The organism is Paenibacillus sp. OAS669 (assembly GCF_014873645.1).
Taxonomy (GTDB): Bacteria; Bacillota; Bacilli; order Paenibacillales; family NBRC-103111; genus Paenibacillus_S; species Paenibacillus_S vulneris.
Genome location: NZ_JADBDR010000004.1, coordinates 163,202 through 186,223, shown reverse-complemented (window position 1 = coordinate 186,223; position 23,022 = coordinate 163,202). Strand labels below are relative to the sequence as shown.

General features: G+C 47.9%; 18 protein-coding genes. All 18 read left to right on the top strand.

Annotated elements, in window-relative coordinates:
- Nucleotides 1–62 precede the first annotated feature (62 nt).
- Nucleotides 63–446: a hypothetical protein gene (locus GGC63_RS11280; protein ID WP_192702416.1), complete on the top strand. Its 384-nt coding sequence runs from the start codon at nt 63–65 to the stop codon at nt 444–446.
- A 119-nt stretch (nt 447–565) separates the two neighbouring features.
- A complete protein-coding gene (locus GGC63_RS35105; RefSeq protein ID WP_192702415.1) occupies nt 566–1,339 on the top strand; it encodes a GNAT family N-acetyltransferase in 774 nt (257 codons plus the stop codon).
- Between the two features lie 107 nt (nt 1,340–1,446).
- The gene (locus tag GGC63_RS11270; RefSeq protein WP_192702414.1) at nt 1,447–2,298 is read left to right on the top strand and encodes a nucleotidyltransferase domain-containing protein; all 852 of its coding nucleotides are present in this window, start codon (nt 1,447–1,449) and stop codon (nt 2,296–2,298) included.
- A 102-nt stretch (nt 2,299–2,400) separates the two neighbouring features.
- Entirely contained in the window at nt 2,401–2,949 is a 549-nt protein-coding gene (locus GGC63_RS11265; protein WP_192702413.1) for a shikimate kinase, read from the top strand.
- Between the two features lie 191 nt (nt 2,950–3,140).
- The gene (locus GGC63_RS11260; protein WP_192702412.1) at nt 3,141–4,208 is read left to right on the top strand and encodes a Gfo/Idh/MocA family protein; all 1,068 of its coding nucleotides are present in this window, start codon (nt 3,141–3,143) and stop codon (nt 4,206–4,208) included.
- A gap of 40 nt (nt 4,209–4,248) precedes the next feature.
- On the top strand, nt 4,249–5,271 hold the full coding sequence (locus GGC63_RS11255; RefSeq protein WP_192702411.1) for an SGNH/GDSL hydrolase family protein: 1,023 nt from the start codon (nt 4,249–4,251) through the stop codon (nt 5,269–5,271).
- A 66-nt stretch (nt 5,272–5,337) separates the two neighbouring features.
- Entirely contained in the window at nt 5,338–7,623 is a 2,286-nt protein-coding gene (locus GGC63_RS11250) for a helix-turn-helix domain-containing protein (RefSeq protein ID WP_192702410.1), read from the top strand.
- A gap of 319 nt (nt 7,624–7,942) precedes the next feature.
- Nucleotides 7,943–8,794: an ABC transporter permease gene (locus GGC63_RS11245; RefSeq protein ID WP_225948149.1), complete on the top strand. Its 852-nt coding sequence runs from the start codon at nt 7,943–7,945 to the stop codon at nt 8,792–8,794.
- Nucleotides 8,795–8,811: 17 nt separating this feature from the next.
- Nucleotides 8,812–9,687: a carbohydrate ABC transporter permease gene (locus GGC63_RS11240; protein WP_192702408.1), complete on the top strand. Its 876-nt coding sequence runs from the start codon at nt 8,812–8,814 to the stop codon at nt 9,685–9,687.
- A 66-nt stretch (nt 9,688–9,753) separates the two neighbouring features.
- The gene (locus tag GGC63_RS11235) at nt 9,754–11,403 is read left to right on the top strand and encodes an extracellular solute-binding protein (RefSeq protein WP_192702407.1); all 1,650 of its coding nucleotides are present in this window, start codon (nt 9,754–9,756) and stop codon (nt 11,401–11,403) included.
- A gap of 83 nt (nt 11,404–11,486) precedes the next feature.
- On the top strand, nt 11,487–12,761 hold the full coding sequence (locus tag GGC63_RS11230) for an alpha-L-fucosidase (protein WP_192702406.1): 1,275 nt from the start codon (nt 11,487–11,489) through the stop codon (nt 12,759–12,761).
- Between the two features lie 98 nt (nt 12,762–12,859).
- Nucleotides 12,860–17,854 (top strand): Ig-like domain-containing protein, encoded by a 4,995-nt coding sequence (locus GGC63_RS11225; RefSeq protein WP_192702405.1) that lies wholly within the window; start codon nt 12,860–12,862, stop codon nt 17,852–17,854.
- Nucleotides 17,855–17,887: 33 nt separating this feature from the next.
- Entirely contained in the window at nt 17,888–18,874 is a 987-nt protein-coding gene (locus tag GGC63_RS11220) for an acetylxylan esterase (protein WP_192702404.1), read from the top strand.
- Nucleotides 18,875–19,047: 173 nt separating this feature from the next.
- Entirely contained in the window at nt 19,048–19,548 is a 501-nt protein-coding gene (locus GGC63_RS11215; RefSeq protein ID WP_318781028.1) for an NUDIX hydrolase, read from the top strand.
- An 88-nt stretch (nt 19,549–19,636) separates the two neighbouring features.
- On the top strand, nt 19,637–20,185 hold the full coding sequence (locus tag GGC63_RS11210; protein ID WP_192702403.1) for a DUF4375 domain-containing protein: 549 nt from the start codon (nt 19,637–19,639) through the stop codon (nt 20,183–20,185).
- Between the two features lie 319 nt (nt 20,186–20,504).
- Nucleotides 20,505–21,065, top strand: a complete 561-nt coding sequence (locus tag GGC63_RS11205; RefSeq protein WP_192702402.1) for a cupin domain-containing protein — start codon at nt 20,505–20,507, stop codon at nt 21,063–21,065.
- Nucleotides 21,066–21,335: 270 nt separating this feature from the next.
- On the top strand, nt 21,336–21,776 hold the full coding sequence (locus GGC63_RS11200; RefSeq protein WP_192702401.1) for a hypothetical protein: 441 nt from the start codon (nt 21,336–21,338) through the stop codon (nt 21,774–21,776).
- A gap of 86 nt (nt 21,777–21,862) precedes the next feature.
- A complete protein-coding gene (locus GGC63_RS11195) occupies nt 21,863–22,870 on the top strand; it encodes a hypothetical protein (protein ID WP_192702400.1) in 1,008 nt (335 codons plus the stop codon).
- Nucleotides 22,871–23,022: the final 152 nt, after the last annotated feature.

The window sequence follows — 23,022 nt, the reverse complement described above, 5'->3', positions numbered from 1 at the left end:
CTGGTGGGTTGCTTCAGTTACAAGGAGGCACCCATTGAAGGCCTAATAAGGGAGACTTATAAATGAGCTATGGAAAAATCATTGGAGAAGGCAATACGGCAACGGTGTATGAAGGGGTGGAAGGAAAAGTACTTAAGCTTTTCAAAAAGGGATATCCCATTAATGCGGTAGAAAGAGAATACAATAATACCAAGGCAATGCAATGTATGCATTTTGCAAAACCAAAGGCATATGGGATTATTAATTGCGACAACCGCATGGATATTGTGTATGATAGAGTCATGGGCGAGTCCCTATTGGATTGGGTTTTGAAAACAGGTGACCTCCAGGGATGCGCGCTGCAAATGGCAAAGCTACATAAGACTATGGTTCAAAACAGAGTTAGCCAAGTACAGAATTATAAGGAATTTTTAAAATTTTATCTGTTACATACCCCTCAGAACTAATAGATCAACAAAAGCACTAACCATTCTGGAGCAGTTGAAGTGACTCGAGACATGATACATGATTATCTATCGGTGATTATGACGGCCAGAAATATAGTAAACAGGGAGGAGATAGAACCGTGAACGTAAATACAGCTCAACAATTCGTTCTAAATAATTTTGAGGAAAAGTTAAAAGCGTTTACCCAAGCGGTCAATGGAAAACTTACCGAGGAGGAAGATTTCGTCATAGCGAATACAGAAATTCCTACCGATACGTTCAACGTGCTGCTGCCGAAATCTCCAAATATCCAAAATGCCGCAAAGCTCGCACACGGAATCGAAAATTTTCGGTTGAAAGCATATCCTTTCTGTACCTGGATGGATGCTGCGTATTTGAGTAATGAGTGGATCAATCTGCTTCGGGAATATGACCTCCAGGAAGCGGAGCGTAATGTGACGATGAAACTTGATAACACGCTTCATGTCAGTGGGAGAATGGCCCATCAGCTTACCATTACTCCTGTTAGAAATAACGAAGAACTCATGAACTACAAAGAGGTTTTTATGAGCCTATTTGAGGGTACATCGGAAAAGGATGCGTTAAAAGCGTATTTTGATAACTTTTCCCATGAAGCCTTAGGTTCAAAGATTCAAATGTTTATCGGCTGTGTAGGGGAAAATACGGTATCCACCGGTTTATTAATAGAAGCCAATGATAGCTACGGCATTTATGACGTAATGACAAGGGAAGGTTACAGGGGCAGAGGATACGGCAGTGAAATGTTCCAATTCCTTCTAAACCAAACAACAGATAAACACAAACCGGTTGTGTTACAGGCTTCCGAGGATGGAAAAAATATCTATAAGCGCTTCGGATTTATGGAAATCGGAGAAATGATTGTATTTCAATAATGGAGGAAGAGCGCTGTGACAGAATTGTTTAACAAATCCTTTCCCTACCCAACAAGGACGGCATTCATTACAATGAACTGATATAACCTTGGATCGGAGCGAAATAGATGGACGCGAACAGCGTAATTTCCAATATTGTCGACAGTTTGAAGCAAATAAATGGAGTAAGCGCCATAGTACTTGGTGGCTCCAGAGCAAGGGGGAGTGACACCCCTACTTCCGATATTGATGTTGGAATTTACTACCATTCGGAAGAGGAATTGGATCTAGCCCGGCTTCGTCAGTCCGCTGCATTCCTTGATGATGAACATAGGGAGAACCTAATAACAGGCATAGGAGAATGGGGACCTTGGATTAATGGCGGCGGTTGGCTGCAGGTGGAGCAAACCCCGGTCGATCTTTTATTTCGCGATTACCATAAAGTGTCTCAGGTCACGGAGCAGTGTGTTAAGGGAGATATTACGATAGATTATCAGCCAGGGCATCCGCATGGGTTCATCAACGCCATTTATTTGGCCGAAATCGCATTGTGCAAAGTTTTATGGGACCCTTCCGGAGCTATCGCAGAGCTGAAATGTAAAACGGCACCCTACCCGACATTGTTTCAAAAAGCGATGATCCAAAAGTTTTTCTGGGAAGCCGGCTTTTCTGTGGATAACGGATGGAAAGGAATCTATAAACAAGATTTGTCCTATATCGCCGGGTGTTGCTTCAGGGCAGTAGCATGCTTGAACCAAGTTTTGTTTGCCATTAACGAAACCTATCTTATGAACGAAAAGGGAGCAACGGCCATAGCCGATTCATTTAACATAGTACCCGGCAGCTACTCAAGCAGAGTTAATGAAATTTTTACCCTAATAGCAGAAAATCGAGAAAGTGCAGCAAAAGCTTTGACCATGCTGCGTGATTTGATTCAAGAAACAGATCATCTTTTGAAGTCCAAATCGATCTTGAGCTAACGTTGACGTTGTTTGATAATCCCACCCCGGTGATTTCGTTATCATTAAGTGGATAAAAATGGTTCGGCATATCCGCCTAAAGTCGGTTTGGAAGGTGATATAGTGGATAAAGTTCATGGGGAAAAAAATATCGTATTTATAGGCATGGCGGGATGCGGAAAAAGCACCATCGGCGTCTTGATTGCGCAAGCACTGGATATGGCATTTATAGATACAGATCATATCATGGAGCACAAATTTGGCAAGCGGCTGTGGCAAATCCTTGAAGACAACGGCAGTAAAGAATTTATTATTCAAGAATCTGTAGTGATTTGTTCGCTTGATTGCACAAATTCCGTTATTTCTACGGGTGGAAGCGCGGTCTATTCGGATAAAGCCATGAGCTTTCTGAAGCAAAATGCAGATATCCTGTTTATTGATCTCTCCTATCCGAATATAAAAAAACGGCTTGAGAACACGGACATACAAAGCCGCGGGATCGTGATAGATCAAGGGAAAACCATGTTGGATGTATACAATGAAAGAAATGGATTATACAGAAAATATGCTGATTATACGATTGATGCAAATGATAAATCTATCGAAGAGTTGGTAACAGAAATTACTGGCATATTTACGGGCAGCACAATCGATGTAAAGGAAGCTAACTAACATTAAAAGTCGCATGTCAATGCGGCTTTTTTCTTTTTTATTAAAAGAAGAACATTACTCACGCTATATACAAGAAAGTTGAATATTGCTTGCGATGGTATTCCGATCTATGTTGAAACTATCTGTACGCATGCGTGACATCGATTATGTTACCACGATACAGCATTCATCAATAGAGGAGAAGATCGTTTATGAAACACACTAGCTTGAAGGCTGGAATAATCGGAGCGGGGAATATTTTCAAATCGGCTCACGCCCCGGCCTTAGCCGGTCACCCGGAGGTCGAGCTCGTTGCATTGTGCGACATCAATTTAGAAAGAGCCAGGCAGCGTGCGGCAGAGCTTGGAATCAATAATGTATATAAGGATTACAGGGAGCTTCTGAAGTCTCATCCCGATCTGGATTTCGTAGATATTTGTACACCGAATACGTATCACAGTGAGATCGCGATTGCAGCGCTTGCTCAGGGAATCCATGTTTTTTGTGAAAAGCCGGATGCCGTAACACCGGAAGAGGCTGAGCATATGGCGCAAACAGCACGCGATAGCGGTAAAATTTTGATGGCAATGCGGAACAACCGGTTCCGGCCGTCTGTGCAATTTTTGCACAAATATATTACAGGCGGGCACGCGGGCGACATTTATACGGGACGATGCGGCTGGGTGCGCCGACGGGGAATTCCGGGCAAGGGAGGGTGGTTTACGACCAAAGCCTTGTCCGGGGGCGGACCATTGATCGACCTCGGCGTACATTTTATCGATGTAGCTGTATGGCTGATGGGGAACCCGCGTCCAGTGTCCGTAACCGGCGCGACTTACAACAAGTTCGCTTCATCCACGATCAGCGATTCGGTGCACAGCCAGTTCGGAGAAGCTCAGGCGGAAGGAATCTTCGATGTCGAGGATCTTGCTTCCGGTTTCATTCGCTTTGATAACGGATCAACCTTGCAAATCGAATTCAGCTGGGCTTCCAATGTAGAGGAGGAGATGAGCTTCGTCGAACTGCGCGGCACGAAGGCAGGACTCTCCTACAAACGCGGTGAAGCCAAAGTGTTTACAGAAGTAGAGGGGACGCTGGTCGATCTGCTGCCGAAGCTCCCGAAGGACGGTAACGGACATAAGGAGCATTTGTATCATTTTATTGATTGTATCCAAGGTCGAGCCAAGCCGCTGAACACGCCGCAGGATGGAGTGGACATGATAAAGATTTTATCTGCTATATACGAGTCGGCGAGAACCGGAGCAGAAGTGAGGCTGTAGTGGCGGCATAATTGGAATAGAAGGATGTGTTTATAACAAGATGCCATTAATTGAAAACGGATTGCTGTTTCATAATGTGACAGCACTAGAAAAGGCTCCTCATTTCGGAGGGACTCATCTACGCCGCTTCCCGCAAGCAGTGCGGCATGCACTTGGCGAACGTGGCAAATTCATTGCCGAGGAATCAACGGGCTGCGAAATCCGTTTTGTCACGACGGCATCCGATGTTCGGCTTTCTCTGGTAGCTCCCGAACAAGAAGGGGAAGTGGCCGTGTACAAAGGAGGGATACTTCACTCGTCACACCGGTTACAGGCAGGAGTTCCCCGTACGCTCCACTTGGAGGAGCCTGCGAGACTAAGTGCAATCCCAAGGGGACAGCTGCTGTCTTCGGGCTTTGCGCCGGAGGTATGGAGAATTATCTTCGGCCGATCGGCTGGTATTTTGCTTCACCTGAATACGTTCGGTCATCCGGTACGTGCGCCGAGACCTGATGAAACACCGAGTCTGAGATGGATCGCCTACGGGTCCTCCATCACACAGGGTCTCTCAAGCTATCCGCTATCCTACATCGATCAAGCGGCGCGACGGCTGCAGGCTGACGTATTGAACAAAGGGATGAGCGGCTCATGCCTGTGCGAGAAGGAGATGGCTGACTTTCTTGTCGACCAGCAGGACTGGGATGTGATGACACTTGAACTGGGAGTGAACATGCGGGACCGGTTCACGCCGGAGGCCTTTGCCGAACGCTCCGAATACCTGCTGCGCCGTGTCGTGAAGCACCACCCGGATAAGCCGGTGTTTATCATCACAGTGTATCCTAACTTCGCCACTCAATCCGACCTTCAAGCAGGGGATCGGGAGCGGCAGTATAATGAAATTTTGCATCAGCAGGTAGCTCTTCTGAGGCATCCTCATTTATACTTACTAGATGGGGCTGCCATCATGCAGGATTACTCATCGTTATCGTGCGATATGATTCATCCCGGACCCTATGGACATATGCTCATGGGTGAACGATTGGCTGGCTTGATGAGACCGGTATTACAGCAATATCGGTGGTAGCCATTACATAAACAGGCAGGTTAATCAACACTTAACCCCAAAACACGGTCATAGGAGAGATGTGCTTTGCAGAAAAAATGGTTGTACCGCTTTATTTTATCTTACATCCCGATTTTTTTTGCGGTCATCTTCTGCTTGATGCTGCTGTTTTTCCTCGGCGTTAACGAATGGACGAAGAAACAGTCGTTGAACGCTTACCATGTATATTCACAGCAAGTTATGCATATTGTCGACTCCACATTGCAAAATATCGATACACTGGCCAGTAAAAATTTGCTGCTGAATCCGAAGGTAGCCGCATATTTCGAAAATACGGGGGAGCAATCCCCCTATTCGTATTATGGTGTAACGGAGGTGCTGCTCGACTTTGTAGCTCCTCTGCCGATGATCGATTCCATTTACTTATACCGTGCAACCGACGGCAAAATATTGATGCAGCAATTTTCGTCGGATCTGAACGAGTTCGGGGACCGGGAATTTATTGAGCAAGCGGTGAAAAGCACGAAGCCGATTACGTGGAGCGGCGTTAGGCCGTTATCGCTATATCAATCAGAGGAGAGGCAGCGCACTGTTGTATCCTTGGTGAAAAAAATGCCGTACTACTCGGGTGACCAAGGATTGATAGTCATCAATATCCACTCCGGATCCTTGCAAGCACTGGTAAAGGAAATGTACGCAGGAGCCGGCGGGGGAGGCGCTGCATGTTTGGCCGATGCAAGCGGGAACAGCCTGGAGGGCCCTGGTCGCGTATGCGGTACTAAGACTTCTTCATCCGCCGACGAGGGGGAGGTCACGCTGGTTTCGCCTTATACCGGCTGGAGGCTGTATATGAACATTCAGCAGGGGAGCTGGTTTTCGTTAATGTCCACATTCTCGTACATCTGGTTCGTGCTTGGCCTCATCGCCATTGCCGGCGGAATCGGCGGGATGACTTACATCAGCCACAGGCACTATCGGCCAATCGATCAGGTGCTAAGCCGTATCGTAACCTTTACGGAGAAAAAGACGGGACGTATCCCTCAAGCCAGTGTGAAGGATGAGTTTGCCTTTATTGATCACGCTCTGGTTAGCTTAATCGAGCAATCGAATCAATTCGAAGAACAGCATGCCGAGGGAATTCAGTACAGGCGTACGATGCTGTTCAAAGAGTTGATGGAAGGCTCCAGGCACGTTACCAAGGAAGAGCTTCATCGGGAATCCGCACTATTGGGGCTGGATGCCCCGTTCAATTATGTCGTTGCAGCTATCGTGGAGATGGATGCATTTGCCGGGTTTGTAGCCAGGTATTCCTCCAGGGACCAGCTGCTGTTCAAATTTACGCTGCGCAGTGCGATTCAGGAAATAGCCGAGGAGGAAGGCGAATTCCTATGGACGGAATGGCTGAGTACTAACCGGCTCGGGCTCTTATATCGAAAAGCGGGCAGCGGGGGAGAGCGACACATGGTTGTGAAAGTAACCGAGCTGGCCGAAAGGGCCCGTGCATGGGTGGAAGCTTATCTGAAGTTTACCGTAACATTCGGTATCGGCACGACGGTCAAGGATCCCAAGGACATTGCCACGTCGTTCCGGCAAGCGGGGAAGGCGCTTGAACGCAAAATATCGTTAGGTGCCAATAAAGTAGTCGTATATGACCCGCAATGGGACTCGTTAGCTGAAGGAACAGGTGTAGATACGTTAGTGCAGGAGCTGCAGGAGACCGCACAATTGTTCCGGTTGGGCAACCCGGATTGGAAGCTGTTAATGAATCAGGCGTTTCAAGCTATAGCGGCAGGAATCTATTCCCGTGAGGATGTCACGGGGATGCTCCGCTTGTTCAAAGGGCAACTGAAACGCGAAATGCAGGAGCTGCCGCCGGAGCTTCAGGACGTGTGGAAGGCGGATGGGCTGCCCAACATTCAGGAGCTGCCCGAAGACCCGGAATGGATCGGGGAGACGCAGAGCCTGCTGCTAGAGCTGCTAGCCAGCGTAGAGCGGAAGCTCCATGGCCTGCGTATAAACCGGGAGCAATACTCGCTTGCTTCCCGGGTTCGGGAGTATGTAATGGAGCATTATGCCAGCAGCGATTTGTCATTGTCTCAGGTCAGTGATGCGCTGAATATGAACCAGAAGACGCTGAGCCGAACTTTTAAAGAGGAATTCGGAGAGAAATTCGTTGATTATTTAGCTAAGGTCAGGGTAGAACAAGCCAAAAAACAACTGATCGAAACTTCGGAACCGGTCCAGGTCATCGCTGAGAAAGTTGGATACTTGTACCCGATGTCTTTCATCCGTGTGTTCAAGAAGGTCGAAGGAATAACTCCGGGCGACTACCGTAAGGAGCACAGCCTGCGAACGGACGATTCAAGCTTATGACAGTAAAACGTGACCCGTCAGCATAGAGCAAATTGGAGCGGCAACCAGCACCTGGCCGCCAATGAGCCTAGGCAGACGGGCTTTTTCGTTATTGCAGCGTATACGAGAAAGATGAATATTGCCGAATACCGTCATCAAAAGGTAAGGTGATCTCAGCAAGGAGAGGCGGGCAACCGCTCGCCGCATTAACAGCCGGGAAGGAGGTACACATATGAATAACCAGCAAGCCTGGGAAGCAGAACTTCAAGAGAAGCGGGCTGCCCGGCGTCGACCCTTATGGAGCAGCAGACGATTTCGCCAAAACGTACCGTTGTGGCTGATGTTTCTGCCTGTCGCCGTCTTTTATGTGCTTTTCAAGTACACCCCTATGCTTGGCCTTGTCATAGCCTTCAAAAACTATACGTTCTATGAAGGCATCTGGGGCAGCCAATGGGTAGGCTTCGATAACTTCAGCAATTTGTTCACACAGGCCCAGTCGGTTCAAATTATCCGCAATACGCTCTTGCTGAGCGTGCTGTCCGTTTTCGTCGGCTTCCCGTTTCCGATCGCACTCGCTATCATGCTGAACGAGGTTCGTAAAATGTGGTTTAAACGTACGATTCAGACACTGGTGTATTTGCCGCACTTTTTCTCCTGGGTGGTCGTCGGAGGAATCGTCATCACTTTATTCTCGCAGACGGGTATGCTGAATGAGCTTGTTACAAAGCTTTTGGGAGAGCCTTACGCCTTTTTGTTTCATGAATGGTCGTGGGTCACGATCTTCTTAGGCTCCGGTATCTGGAAGGAAGCGGGCTTCAGCGCCATCATTTATTTGGCTGCTCTTACAGTCATCGATCCGAGCTTATACGAAGCGGCCAGCATTGACGGAGCGGGCAAATGGAAGCAGATGTGGCATGTGACGCTGCCGGGTATAAGTCCGACGATAATCGTCATGCTTATCTTGGCTATGGGCCGTGTTATGGAGGTCGGCTTCGATCAGGTCTACGTATTGCAAAATTCGATTGTCGCTAATATTTCAGAGGTCATTAGCACATTCATCTATCAAGCAGGCTTACAGGGCGGTCAATTCAGCCTTACAGCGGCGCTCGGCCTCTTCGAATCGCTGGTTGGCCTGGTGCTTGTCGTCCTGACGAATGCCATCGCAAGGCGCTTTAACAAACAGCTGTGGTGAAAGGAGGGTTGGTATCAATGCGCAGCTCATTTTCGAAAAAATTATTTTATGGCATTAATTATATGGTATTGGCTGCTGCCGGTTTACTATGCTTTTTGCCTCTCGTTCACCTTACGTCCCTATCCTTAAGCGGCAAAGATCCCGTCATGTCCGGGTTCGTTACGCTGTGGCCGATGGAGTTCACCTTCGAATCCTACACGATGCTGTTCAAAGGAACGCCGGTAGTGAGAGCTTTTGCCAATAATGTCTTAATAACGGTAGTAGGCGTTGCCTTGAGTATGATGTTTACGGTTTTTGCCGCCCATCCGCTTTCTAGAAAAGCTTTCTACGGCCGGCGCTTCATCACGCTTGCCATCGTTTTCACGATGCTGTTCCAGGGAGGGTTGATTCCGACGTATCTGGTCATCAAGCAGCTAGGGCTGATCGATTCTTACGGGGCGCTTTGGCTGCCAGGGCTGATCAGTACATTTAATATGCTCATCATGCGCAGCTTCTTCGAGAATATCCCCGAGGAGCTGGATGAAGCCGCTCGAATGGACGGCTGCGGGGAGTGGCGCTTGCTGATCCGGATTATTCTCCCGCTGTCGCTTCCTATGCTGGCAACGATAGCTTTATTTTACGGCGTTCAATATTGGAATTCATTTTTCAATGTGCTTATCTATTTGAACAGTCCGGAAAAATACAATCTAACCGTTCTGATTCAACAGATGGTGCGCAGTCAAACGATTTTGCAGGAAATTAACAGCATGAACCAGCAGGAAGTCCCTAATATTACCCCCGAGGGCATGAAGGCAGCAGGCATCATGATCATCATTATCCCGATGCTGCTTGTCTATCCGCTGCTCCAAAAGTATTTTGTCAAAGGGGTGATGATTGGCGCAGTCAAAGGATAACGCTATACAATGGCAGGCCTATAGTTGTCAAAATCATGTACAATACAATGGGGAGGTCGAGATTTCATGATAAAACATAAGGTCGCATGGAAGCGCGCCTATGGCACCGTGCTGGCGCTTTCGTTAATTGCAGCCGGCTGTGAAGGCGGCAGCCAAGGGACAAGTTCTGCGGACACCGGCGGGAACGCTGCGGAGGAGCCTGCAAAGCGCGGATCGATTACCGTATCCCTGTATGACCGGGGCAGCGTACCGGCGGATGAAGGAACGATGGACAATAACCGCTGGACCAAATGGGTCAATGAAAACGGTCCGGTTGATGTCAAATACGTTACGGTGCCGCGGTTTGAATCGCTTCAAAAATTTAATGTCATGTTTGCATCGGGAACGGCTCCTGATTTAATCCTTGAATTCGATACCGCTTATCAGGGACAGCTGTACAGCCAAAAGCAGCTGATGCCCCTGGACGATCTCATTGCCAAGCACAGCAAGGAATATAAGCAAATGCTGGAGAAATACCCGGCCATCAAAAAAGCCGGTACCATGCCCGACGGCAAAATGTACCTGCTCGGACGTCCGATGCAATTCGCACCGCAGCATTATCTGTTTATCCGGGCGGATTGGTTGAAAAAACTTAATCTGCAAGTGCCGAGGACGCCGGAGGAATTGCTTGAGACGGCAAAGGCTTTCGCAGCCAAGGACCCGGACGGCAACGGCAAAGCGGATACACAAGGCATAGGACTAAGCTTCGTATCCGGCATCATCCTCAATCATATGTTTGGAACGGGCTTCACGCTTTTCGGCACAGGGCAATATCCATGGATACTGGAGCATGATAAGGTCGTACACGATTGGGACCGGCTGAAGGCATCGCTGGAATTTCAGAAGCAAATCTACGACGCGGGTATTACGGACAAGGATTTCGTTACGGACAAGAACGGGGAGAAGCAGAAGCAGGCGTGGATAACCGGCAAGCTGGGCATCTACGGAGGCAATGGCGCGGATGTAAAAACCTACGAAGCTCTGAAGAAAAACGTACCGGATGCTGAAGTTATCCCGATTGAGCTGCCGAAAACGACTTTCGGGCAATACAGCCCGATGCTCTCCACACCGATCCAAATGACAGGGATGGTCAATGCTGCAGCGAAGGATCCATTGGCTGTGGTCAAAATGATCGATTTTATGGCAAGCGAGAAGTATACGGGCACGATTATGAACGGCATCGAAGGGGTTCATCATAAGATAGGGACAAATGGATGCCCGGAGCCGATCGACGCGGAGAAGAACAAGAAGGAGCTTGGCTACGCCGGCGATATGAACATGCTGGCACCGCTGCTCGGCAAGTGCTACGGCCTGGAAAATAAATCAAATCCGACCCCGGCCGAGAAGGATATGATTCAAATTGTCAATATGGCCAAAAAAGCGTACATGGACCCGAGCAAGCCGATGGTAGGGATCACCCACAGCAGCTATTTGCCTAATCTTCCGCAGGATTTGGCACCGATCAATGCCAACGCCAACAAGACGATCATCGATCTGGCCGTCAAATCGATCGTGAGCGGCAAGTCGTACACGGTAGACCAGTTTATCCAGGAGGCAAAGGTTGCTTGGGATAAGGCGGGAGGCGCCAAGGTCGATGCGTTCTACAGCAAATGGTACGAGGAGAACAAGGACAAGGCTATCCTGATGAAGGATCTGTACCAAATGGAAGCCAAATAGCATTCCGGTTGTATCCGGACAGGGAGCGCCTTGAGTTCGTTTTGGGTGCTTTCCTTATATGATGAGAGGAGATGAGAGGCAGTATGAATCGCAAAACATTCAACGATGCCCGCGACCGATTTTTCGGCCTTCGCTTCGGTATGTTTATTCATTGGGGACTGTATGCTATCCCTGCCTGGCATGAGCAGCTGCTTTGGCGAGGGAATATGAAACGAAAGGATTACGAGCAGCTGATACATCGGTTCGATCCGGTGAATTTTGATCCGGACACTTGGCTGGATGCGGCCGAGGTGGCCGGGATGCAGTACGTTTGCTTCACGGCGAAGCATCACGACGGGTTTTGCATGTGGGACACATCGTTGACATCCTACAACATCATGAATACCCCCTATGGCAGGGACGTGCTTGCCATGCTGGCGGAGGCTTGCCGGAAGAGGAACATGCCCCTGAGCCTCTATTACTCTTGTCCGGATTGGCATCATCCTCATTATCCGAATGCAGGACGACACCATGAAATGTTCGGACCGCGTCCCGGTCATGAACCGGATATAAATAAGTATTATGAATATGTCGCCGCGCAGATTCAGGAGCTGTTGACCGGATACGGTCCGATTTATCAATGGTTCTGGGACATCAACGTCGCCGAGTATCATAATCCGGCTATCAATAACCTGATTCGTTCGCTGCAGCCCGGAATCCTCATTAATAATCGCGGGCCGGGAGAAGGCGATTACAGCACGCCGGAGAGGCATGTACCGGAGGGCAGAGCTTTTCACACGCCAACCGAGGCCTGCCAATCGTTGGGACGGGAAAGCTGGGGCTATCGTGAGGAAGAAGACTATTATAGCCACAAATTTTTAATGCAAAGCATGGATAAGGTGCTCGCCATGGGCGGTAATTATTTATTGAACGTCGGTCCGAGAGCTGACGGTTCATTGGAACCTGGCAGCGTTAAAACTCTCCATGCTATAGGCTCTTGGTATAAGTCAGTCAAGGAGGCGTTTATCGATGCTGAGCCTGCTTCCCATATGGGCGGGCGTGACGAAATTGTATCGTCTGATGAAGTGCACCATGTCGTGACAAGGGATCACGTACTGCTAACCCGCAAAGGCAACGATCTCTACGTGCATGTATACAAGGATTTGCAAAGCGACTGCATCGTCCTGCGCCCATTGGATAAATTGCCGAAGCGGGCGGTCCTTATGAATAACGGCCAGGACCTTCAATGCAGCGTCGAGCTGCTGCCCTGGTACTGGAAGGAAAAGCCTTACCTGCGTATCAAAAATATCCCTGTCAACGAAATGACCGGGACTGTCATGGTCGTACGGCTTGAGTTCGACGAATCGGCGGTCGATTAGCCGGAAATGGACGATATACACGAAAATTGAATATTGTTTTTAAACCCTTACTGGCCGTATTCTATGCACGAATCGCATGAATCGAAAGGGGTGGAACAATGATTTTACGATTTTGGAAGTCTCAGATTGTATGCGCTTTCTTAATTACTGCTCTTGCAGCCTGCTCGATGAATCCCTTTACTGCAAGCAAAGCATTGGCTGCCGAAGGCGAGCTGTTAACTGACACGTTCGATGAGGTCCCACTCGGCCAAAAGCCACCGTCCTGGAGCGGCAACCCGCCTGCGGCTGCTTCACCTGCACCGAGCCCATATATTGCGAAGGCGGTTGTAGAAGAGCTGGAGGGACATCCCGGACGGCTGCTGCACATGCAGAAAAACGGGAAATCCACTGCAACCTATCAGCTGGAACGGATGCTGCCTGAACCTGCTGCGGTCAAATCCGTCTTGACCTACAGGGTGCGTCCGGAGCAGACCGATGCGGTCCTTTATTTACCTTCGCCGAAAAGCGGGACTACGGCGATAGCGAAGTTTGCTCTTAATAACGGCCAATTCGCGTACATGAAAAAAGGAGCCTCTAGCTGGACGAACATTCAACCTTACGACCGCGGTATTTGGTATGAGGTCAAGCTTGCTCTGAATGCTGAAGCCGGCACCTTCGATTTCTACATCGATAACGAGCTGAAGCTTGCCCACGAACCGATGGCGGAAGGCAGCCCATTCACCTCCTTTTACATTGGGATTTATAAGGACAGCATCGGTGGCGTATATTACGATGATTTCCATGTGAATGCCTATAAACCGGCTGTAAGCGCTTCATTCCCGCAGGCCGTCTATACGATTGCCGCCGGGTCGGGCGAGAAGCTGCCTCTTGTGTTTGAGCCGGCCGATGCGACAGATCAGACGGTCGTATGGACAACGAACCATCCTGCTGTCGCTACCGTCTCGACTGGTGGTATCGTTACGGGGATCGCCGATGGGGAAGCGATAATTACGGCTGCTCCTTCAGAGAACATTCCCCCGGTAAGTGTAACCGTCCGGGTATATGAAGTACCGGTAACGGGTATCGTTGTCACGCCCCCGGCCTCAACCGTCCCCGTTGGCAGCCGGCTGCTGCTTCATGCTTCCATTACGCCGGACAACAGCACGAACAAGAAGCTGACCTGGGTCTCGGATGATCCGCATGTGGCTTCCGTAGACCATTACGGGGAAGTTACGGGCCTCCGTGAGGGAAGCACCAAGGTGTATGCGGTCAGCGCGGACGGCTCCGTACGCGGAGAAGCCGTCGTTACCGTCATTGAACGCACTGTCCAATATCAGCTCTATGTGTCTCCAAGCGGCAATGATGCCAATTCCGGTACTCTGACCGAGCCGTTTCAAACTTTGGCCAGAGCTCAAGAGGCTGTCAGGGAACGAAATGGGACGATGAGCGGAGATATCGTAGTGAACCTGAGAGAAGGAACGTACGTGCTTCCGGAAACGCTTCGATTTGGTCCGGACGACTCCGGAAAGAACGGGCATTTTGTCACTTACCGCAGCTACCCCGGGGAGCAGGCGGCCATCAGCGGAGGACGTACTGTTACCGGATGGACTCTCGAAGATGAATCCAGACAAATATACAAAGCCTATGTCGGCACTGAATTTCAGACCAGACAGCTATTTGTCAATGGGGTTCGAGCCGTTCGTGCGCGAAGCGAAGGCGGATTAACGAATGCGGTCAAAACCTCGTACGGCTACACTTCGGATGATACCGTCATTGCCAGTTGGCGTCATCCCGATGATTTGGAATTCGTTTATAACGAAATTTGGACGAACCCGAGAGCAAATGTTGCGTCCGTTACGGTCAAGAACGGTAAAGCGGACATCGTCATGGAAGAGCCTGGGTGGACTGCGGTGACTAACAAAGGGATGACCTCGGCTACGGTTCCCGTTCACTATGAGAATGCTTATGAATTATTGAATGAAGCCGGAGAGTGGTATCTCGACCGGACGGAAGGAATGCTGTACTATAAGGCGCATCCATGGGAAAAGCTTTCTGAAGCAAACGTCGTGGCGCCGGTGCTGGAGCAGCTAATGACTATACAAGGCGATTCGGCGAATGAGCCGGTAAGAAATCTGCAGTTCGAGGGACTGCAGTTTATGTACACGACTTGGATGTGTCCCAGCACCAGCGCAGGCCATGCAGACGCGCAAAATAATTACTTGCGGTATCCCGGTTCGCCAGACACTTTGGCTGATGCGGCCGTCATGGTTCAGCTTGCCAATACGGTGAACTTTGAGAGGAATCATTTTGCGAAGCTTGGTATTACTGCGCTGCGTATGGACAACGGGGTTCAGAACAGTCTTATAAGGGGCAATGAGTTTTATGATATATCCGGCGGTGCGGTCAACATAGGACAGCCCGATTCCAACGACCGTGAAGTGTTCAATCCGGCAGACCACCGTAAAGTGATGAAAAATAACGATATCCTGAACAACCTGATTCATGATATCGGAATCGACTACAAGTCAGCTGCCGCGATTTCCGCAGGATATCCCGAGGATATGGATATTAGCCATAATGAAATCTACAACATTCCGTACAGCGGGACCCATATCGGCTACGGATGGGCCAAAGCGTTCGATCCTGTTACCAAAAACGTCAAGATCCAGAATAATCTTATTTACGATTTGATGGGAAAGGGGCTTCGTGACGGCGGCGCCATTTACAGTCTAGGGGTAACGGGAGCTTCACCTGGGAACAAAAACCTCGTATCGGGCAATTACATCCGCAATCAAATGGATGCGAACGGAGCGCTGTATGCGGACGAAGCCTCGGCGTACTGGAGGTATGAGAATAACGTCATTGACCTTAAGGATACTCCCCCTTGGCATTCGCCAAAGCGCTGGGCGCTTGTGTGGACCAAGACCATCCATGATCTGGATTTCTATAATAATTATACAACCGGAGATGATTACACTAATAATGGAAACAACGTTACATTCGAGAATACGCATGCCTATCCGAACGCAGATTGGCCTGCCGAGGCTCAGGAAATTATTGCGAATGCAGGACTGCAGCCGGAGTATGCAGCACTTGCCGACGGCAGGGTGAGCCGATGGTCGACGGAAGCGGTCAATTTGAACATTGGAGAGAGAGGCAAAATCAGGATAGCCTCAAAGAACGGTAAGGATGAGACGGTGACCCAGAGCAAGAGCGAAGTGTATTACACCTCCGCCAACCCGGCCGTAGCTCAAGTGGATGAAGAAGGGAATGTAACAGGGATTGCAGCAGGCAGTACCAAGATCCGGCTTTCTATTGTCAATGGAACCATCCTTCGAACGCTGGAAACAGATGTCTATGTAGGAGATACTTTGTCCGAGCTTCGATTGGAGGGGCAAGTCGGCAAGGTTATCTATGTAAAGGAAGGAGCTTACGTTAAGCTGGAAGGATACGGAAGTACTGCCTTCGGAAATAAAATCAAGCTGGATCCTATTCTTTACCGCACAAGTGTGCCCGAAATAGCATCGATTTCACCTGATGGAGTGCTTGCCGGCCATCAAGAGGGATCCGCCGTTCTGACGTTACAGGGTGAGTTCCTAGGCATGCGGACGGAGAGCCATGTTCTGATAAAAGTGTGGAATTACGAGACCAAGGATGATTATGTCCTGCGTAGTGAGCTGAGTCAGGCGGAGCCGTGGTATGTAAGCTCAACCGGCAGCGGAGGGAAGAAGACGGACGGACAATATATCACCGTATCAACTCCCGGAGGTCATGCGGTGTATCAAGGCCGCACATTCCAGAACGAAATGCTTGATTTCCGACTCAAGATTAACGGCACGGGAAGCTGGTATGCGCTGATGTTCGGCAATCAGGATAAAGAGAGAGGCTACAGCAATGGCAGCTCCTATCTCGTTACGGTTAGCGCAGGGGCATTGGAGCTTCAGCGGTTTAACGAGGGCGCAAGAACAGTCATCTACGGAAATATTGCAGGCTACACCAGTCTGGGCGGGGATGCAGTACCTAACACGATGCTTCCGTTAAATGAAGAGCATCGGGTTCAGCTCGGCTCCTTCGAGGAAGCGAACGGGGTGCGGCTGATCCTGAAGGTCGATGGCAAGGAGGTATTCAACTACCTGGATACGGCAGAAAATGCGTTAAGAGGGCCGGGATATTTCGGTCTTGTTTCCCGAACGGGCAGCATAACAATAGGCCGCGGGGACACAGGATCGGCCCCTGTGCTGGCAGTGGCTATCGAAGGGTTACCCGGTACCATGCAAGCAGGGGCTTCCATCCCGTCTGTGGTCAAAGCAGTGTACGACAATGGGGAAAGCGGGAGGCTGTCACCGGAAAGCGGCGTTAGATGGAGCAGCCGATATGCGAATGTAGCCTCCGTTAACGTAGAAGGCCTAGTTACAGCTATAAGTCCGGGTTCAACGGTCATCGTTGCTACATACCAGTCGGTATCCGGCTCCTACCCGTTAACGGTCACCGGTTCACACGATAAGACCGCTCCGATCACGTCGGATAATGCGCCAGCAGGTTGGGCGAAGTCGGACGTGGTAGTGCAGCTGACAGCGCAGGATACGGATTCCGGCGTAGCAGAAACTTATTATTCCATCGACAGGGGAGAAGCTTTGACGGGCTCCACAGTGCATGTGTCTGAGGAAGGTATCCATAATCTCCAATATTGGAGCATCGACAAGGCAGGTAACAGGGAGACGCCGAAGAACGCTGTGATTCGAATCGATAAAACCGCTCCTTCGCTTCAGCTCCAATTATCGGAAACCGTCCTCGTCCCGGCAAACCATCGTATGGTTACGATAACGGCGGCGACCTATGCACAAGATGGGGACTCCGGTGTAGCTAGTGTTGTCCTTCTCTCCATCGTCAGCAATGAGCCGGATGACGGCATCGGTGACGGCAGCACCTCTAACGATATTCAGGATGCAGAGTGGAATACTTCGGATAACCGTTTCTTGCTTCGTGCGGAAAGAGCGGGCAGCGGATCGGGCAGAGTTTATACCGTAACCTATTTGGCAGCGGACGAAGCGGGTAACCGGACGACAGCTTCGGCCAACGTCATTGTCCCCCATGATAATCATAAGCAGAAATGAGAAGGAACGATCCAGGATAAGGGAGTTATGACTATGAGCTTTTTGGAAAGAAAGATATCGGATCTGCATGCATACAATCCGGAGCTGACAGCTCCGGAGGATCTGGACTTATTCTGGAGCCGGACATTAAATCAGGCAGCCAACCAGGGGACTATACCCTGTGAGAGGCGTCACTCGCTTACCAGCATGCGTGGAGTCGATGCTTATCGTGTGTCGTTTCAAGGGTACGATCTTACACCTATTACCGGCTGGTACCTAGTGCCAACTCTTTGGAATGAGGGGCGCTACCCCTGCGTTATTCATTTCCACGGCTATGCCGGGAACAGCGGGCTGCCGGAGAGCTATGCTCCCTGGCTCCTTGCGGGAATGGCTGTATTCGCAGTCGACCTGCGGGGACAATCCGGCGGGACCGGGGATCTGCTGCCGCAAGTGGGTGGCATGACCAAAGGCTGGATCACGAAAGGCATCGAGGATAAGGATACCTGTTATTATAAGGCGTTGGTGGCGGATTGCTTGCGAGCAGTGGACTGGGCGGCGGAGCAGCCGGAGACCGACCCGGCACGGATCGGTGTAGCGGGGGTTAGTCAAGGGGGAGGATTAGCGATGATCGTGAGTGCGCTTAGCCGCAAGCCCTCGTTTGCAATAGCGGACATTCCCAATATGTGCCATATGGACTTGGGAATCTTTCATTCTACGGGGTCGCTGACCGAAGCGGCCGATTATGTCTCGCGTTATCCCGAACGGCTGAAGAGGGTTATGCGAACACTCAGCTATTTCGACAACATGAATTTGGCCGAACGGATAGACATTCCGATCCTCGTTTCGGTAAGCCTGAAAGACACGGTATGCATGCCAGAGACCGTATTTGCTGCATACAACCGAATCCGCTCCGAGAAGCAGCTGCATATTTATCCATTTAGGGGACATTCCACAGGGGAGAAGCATCTAAGAAAGGTACTTGAATTTGCCCTAACAAAGGTTGGGAAGTTGCCAAATAATACAAATCAAGAAGAGTCATAAGCGGAACTCGTACAAAATATGTTTTGGAGAAGCGGCAGCCCTGTAAGGCTGCTTTTCTTAATTACAAGCTGTTCTATTTGCCGCAGGAGAACAATATGGAAGGTATTCCCATTAAGAGTAAAGTGAGATAAACTATCAGAAGAACAAGGACTAATTCTGCGGAGGGCGATAGGGTGGAAGTAAGACAAATGGCAACAGCTTTCTTGATAAATCAAGAGCATGTTCTAATGATGAAGAAGGCTCGCAGCAAGATATTTAATTTCGAATTTTGGGGAGGCATTGGCGGACATCTTGAATACGAAGAGCTGAACCACCCGATGAAAGCAAGCTATAGGGAAATAGAAGAGGAAACCGGCTTCAAAAAGGATGAAATTGAAAATTTCACGCTGAAATACATATTAATAGAAAATAGCGTCGACGAAATCAGGCAGCAATATGTTTATTTTGGAGAGACCACACACAGAAGCTTTACCCCCTCGGATGAGGGAGAATTATTTTGGATTCACAAGAACGAGCTATTAAACCTAAAAACTTCAAAAGCTATCCGGTTCACCATTCAACATTATTTGGAAAATCCTGCAGAAAAGCAAATTGTTGTAGGGACTGTAACGGAGAGCAACGAACAGCTTCCAACCATCCAATGGTCAATTGCTAAACCCACTTTATCTTTCTAGTTATAGTTAACATTAAAGTTCTGTTAAAGGTAAATGTTGATATTGAATCTTATTAATGTTGATAGCAATTAGAAATTGAGGTTATTTTATGAATGAATATCGTGAAATAATTAAGAACTTAATTCAGCTACATCTTCTAACGAAGAACTCAGGCGAAGAAATCATCAATGAGATTGCATTAAACTTGTATAATGAAGAGAATTATCATTTATTCGAAAGGGATACATTTTATAAGTTGCCTGTTGTAATAAGAGATATAATACTTGTAATTAACTTAGATACAGAACTGAATATGCAAGGTATTTTGGGCTTCTTAGAGAATTCAACAGGATTTTTCTTAGATGATACTATAGAAACTTTACAACGAATACAGGCAAAAGAAGATTACGAAATACTGAAGGGAATAAAGTCTATACTGGAACAAAACAATGTATCGACAAAGGATTTAAGAAATAATGTTGATAATCAAATGGAATACTCTATAACTACTTTTTCTGAAACTCACAGCTCTAAATATGATGATATGGTATCAAAAATTATTGAAGTAGCTGATAAACTTTATCTTTATGAAGGGGATAGAAACTTATTTGATTACCTTATAAAATATGTTGATACAAACAAAAACAATTTAATATGAGAGCTTAATAAATAAGTAGAAAGCTTATGATTTTTAGGAGAACTTCCTTGAAGATAAGACGGGAATCACAATTTAATTGATTCCCAATTTATTTTTATAAATTATTAACATTAAAATATAACAGAGCCAACATTAAAGTATCCAGGTCTGCTGGTAGCCGGCGATTAGGTCGGTCCGGAAGGAAGGCTCGCCGATGCGGCTATGGCTAGCAGTAAGCTCGCTGTCCAAGAAGCACTTTGTTATAAGGCCACATAGAGGTACCTTTACAAGCCATAGTGAATAGCCTATGTTATACTTTCCGAAGGGAATGAGTACCAGGATGTATAATGCCAGGGTTATTTATCCATATCCATACTATATTGGAGCTCCAATGTATAACTATGCTAGACCGCCTATGTATTGGGCAGTTCCATACAGAACAGATTTTCCATACCGATCGGGATATCGGCAATCATCGAATATGAATGGGGATATCGAGCTAAAGGATTACGGAAGCGCACCCTTTGTTGTAGATATTAGTAAAGCAGCAGAGCAAAACAACACTTTTCGAACGGTCATATGGACAGGAAAACATTTACAAGTTGTCCTGATGAGTCTCCGGCCAGGTGAGGACATCGGATTGGAGGTGCATCCGAACGTTGACCAATTCTTGCGTATTGAAGAGGGGCAAGGTGTGGTTCGCATGGGCAAGACAAAGGATAACCTGGATATGGAAAAAAGGATCCATAGTGACTCCGCAATCGTGGTCCCTGCCGGAACATGGCACAACATCATCAACACGGGTAACACACCACTAAAATTATATACTATCTACGCACCCCCTCAGCATCCGTTTGGTACGGTTCATAGAACAAAAGCAGATGCCATGGCTGCAGAATAAAATACGTTTCATACAGATATTACCTGTAATCTGATGCTGCAGCTGACACGTTGTGTGTGAGCGACAGCATAATTCAGCCAGTGGATTCCGTTGGTTCTGCTGGCTTTTTACCTTCCGCAACATGTACCAGCAAATAGAAGGTTGAAACGCTAGGAGACTTAAGCTCATTTCCATTTAACAACAATCCTGCTTAGGGGATAGAGGTTGAGAAAACAGACACAATATGCTTTGTGTTCTGAGAACAACATTTATTCCTAAGGAGATATGATCATGACAACAACCAAAAAAGAAGAAGTCGTAACTCAAGAGCAAATCGCAAATAAAGTAAAGGCTGAAGTTGCTAGTGAGTTGACCCCATTAGAAAATCAGCTTAACCAGATTCAAAAGATTTTAACCCAAGTCCAAAACCCTTCCCAAGGCTCTGCTTCCACGGGTTCCTCTCAAAACCAGCAGCAGCTTGGCCAGCTTGTAACTCAAATGAATCAATTTAACCAGCAAGTTCAAAATCAGCAAAAGCAAGCTCTCCAGCAGCTTCAGCAATCGATTCAGCAAGCTAGCCAAACTTTGAACCAAGCCAATCAAACGGTTCAATCCTACCAAATGCTGAGCCAAATGCAGCAGCTTATTCAACAATCCCAACAATCCGCCAATCAAATGAATCAACAAGGCTTCAACAACCAAAGCAATATGGGCATGAATCAAATGCATTAATCAGGATTTTGACCATTCACGCGGCTTGCGTTTCTCGTAAGCCTTCTTTTTTAATATAAAGGTGAAGAGGAAAGGGAACATTAGCTATGCTGATCACAGCTTTTGTCTTACTATTGATTACTCTTGCTATTGGCATTGCAGCTTGGATAAACTTCCCCAAAAAAGACATAACCATTGATCATAAGGACCGTATGAATTTGGAGCACCGCCAAAAATTAAAAGAAGCCGTAAATATCGAAGCTGCCCAAGAATTTCATCCATTTGAAGTAATCAAAGATTATGATAAAAACAACAGGAAAGAAACGAAAAAAGCAACAGCTCAGCTCTATGCCGTTCCTAATAAAGTGGAAAAGCCGGACAAAAAAACGATGCCAGCCGTAACAAAAAGAAGCGTACAGAAAGAAAAAAGCCAGGCTCAGATTATCCCTCATAAAGCTGGAAAAAAGGCTAAAAGCTCAGTGCAGACTGATCCGCATAAAGTAGAGGAGAAGGCAAAAAGTCCAGTCCTTGCTGTAACGCCAAAAGCAGAGGAAAAGCTAAAAAGTCCAGCGCAGACTATACCTCATAAGGCAGAAGAGAAGGCAAAAAGTCCAACACAGGTTGCAACGCCTAGAGCAGAAGAGAAGACAAAAAGCCCAGTCCATGCTGTACCTCCAAAAGCAGAAGGGAAAGCAAAAAGTCCAGTTCAAGCTCTACCATCAAAAGTTGAAGAGAAGTCGAAGCCTCCTATGCAGGCAGCGCCTCAACATGCGGTAGAGACAAGCAACAGCTTTAACCTTGTGGCATCTATAGCAGACAGTCCTACTCCTGCTGCTCCAGTCACGTCCGTAAATAATGAGATTGCTAATCAAAAAGGCTTTAGTTCAGCCTTGAGTTCCACTGCAGGCTCCATGTCGTTGGAAAAACAGTTAGATAACATGGAAGTAACGGAAAATCAGCTTCAGATCAATGTATATCATGAGCTTGTAAGAAACTTGGACGAGGCTTCACATATTTTCGAACAAATAAATGAACAGGTAAAACTGGTTGAAATCATGAATACTATGGATAATGAATTTACAAAGCTAATATCGTCAGCGGAGATGAGTCAGTAGTCGGTAGATCTACAAAGTAGGTCCAGAGGTTACATAAATATAGGAGCTCTACACACAAATTTTGAACCATCGCTAATAGCGGTGGTTTTTTTATTTGGTGGACGTTCATCTAATCGCGTTATTATTTACCAGCATGCTTATTTTTATACATC